At 63.1% G+C, this 1,299-nt stretch carries 1 protein-coding gene; it reads right to left on the minus strand.

Annotated elements, in window-relative coordinates; genetic code table 11:
* Nucleotides 1-42: 42 nt before the first annotated feature.
* A protein-coding gene (locus ACYVDA_RS20730; protein WP_460820438.1) for an IS3 family transposase occupies nucleotides 43-1,232 on the minus strand; the annotation gives its coding sequence in 2 pieces (ribosomal slippage) (nucleotides 43-951 and nucleotides 954-1,232; 1,188 coding nt in all).
* Nucleotides 1,233-1,299: the final 67 nt, after the last annotated feature.

Here is a 1,299-nt window from a genome sequence, read left to right on the forward strand (position 1 = left end):
GGGTCTGCCCCCGCTTTGGTTGACGGTTAGGGGTTGGGGTGTTCAGGCCGCTTCTGCGGTCGTGTAGATCATCTCAAACTCGACCGGTGTGAGCTTTCCGAGGGCTCGCTGACGGCGGCGTCGGTTGTACTTGGTTTCGATCCAGGTGACCATCGCGAGGCGGAGTTCTTCGCGGCTGTTCCAGCGGCGTGTGTTGAGCACGTTCTTCTGGAGCAGGCTGAAGAAGCTCTCCATGCTGGCGTTGTCGCCGGCGCCGTAGGAGCGGCCCATCGATCCGATCAGGCCGTTGTTGCTCAGGAGGCGCTGGACCTTTTTGGCTCTGAACTGGCCGCCTCGGTCCGAATGACACACCGTCGCGGCCGGTGCACGCAGCGCGATTGCGTTGCGCATTGCTGCCATCGCCAGTGAGGACTTCATCCGTGAGTCGATGGAGTAGCCGACGATCTTGTTGGAGAAGACGTCCTTGATCGCGCAGATGTAGAGCTTTCCTTCGCGGGTGGGGTGTTCTGAGATGTCCCAGAGCCAGGTCTTGTTCGGTGCGTCGGCGAGGAACTCGTGGCGGACCACGCCGTGCTCGTCGAGGACAGCCAGGAGGTCGTCGTGCGGCGCGGGCCCGGTCGAACCTGTCTTGGAGCGCTTCTTGTGATGGCTCGCGGTGATCCCGGCGATGCGGCACAGCCGGTGTACACGGTTCTCACCGGCCTTGATGCCGTGCTCGAGGTCGAGTTCGTCGGTGAGGAACCGGTAGCCCAAGGTGGCGTCGTCGGCGTGTAGTTCGTGCAGCGCGTCGATCACGTGGGCGTCGTCCCAGTCGCGTTGAGAGATTGGGTCTTTGAGCCACTTGTAGTACCCCTGGGTCGAGAGCTTGAGCACCCTGCACGCCACCGCGACCGGCACCCTGATCGGGGCACGGGTCGCGGCCATTTCGCGGACGAGCGGGAAGACTATTTTCCCGGCAGGTTCGCTTGCGAGAGATAGGCAGCAGCCCGGCGCAGGACCTCGTTCTCCTGCTCGAGCAGACGGATCCGCTTCTTGGCTTCGCGCAGCTCGGCACGATCGGCGTCGGTAGCGCCATGACGGAGACCGTCTTCGATGTCGGCCTGCTTCATCCAGTTCGCCAGCGAGCCTTCTGAGATACCGAAGTCCTTCGCGATCTGCTTCAACGAAGCCTGGCCCTTGCGGGCCACGGCCACGACATCGTCGCGGTACTCCTTGGGATAGGGCTTTGCCACGGGGACATCCTTCCAGCGAGGACAGATCCTCACCGCTCAGGTGTCAACCAAACTCGGGGCAGACCCA

Source organism: Nocardioides korecus (assembly GCF_054778395.1).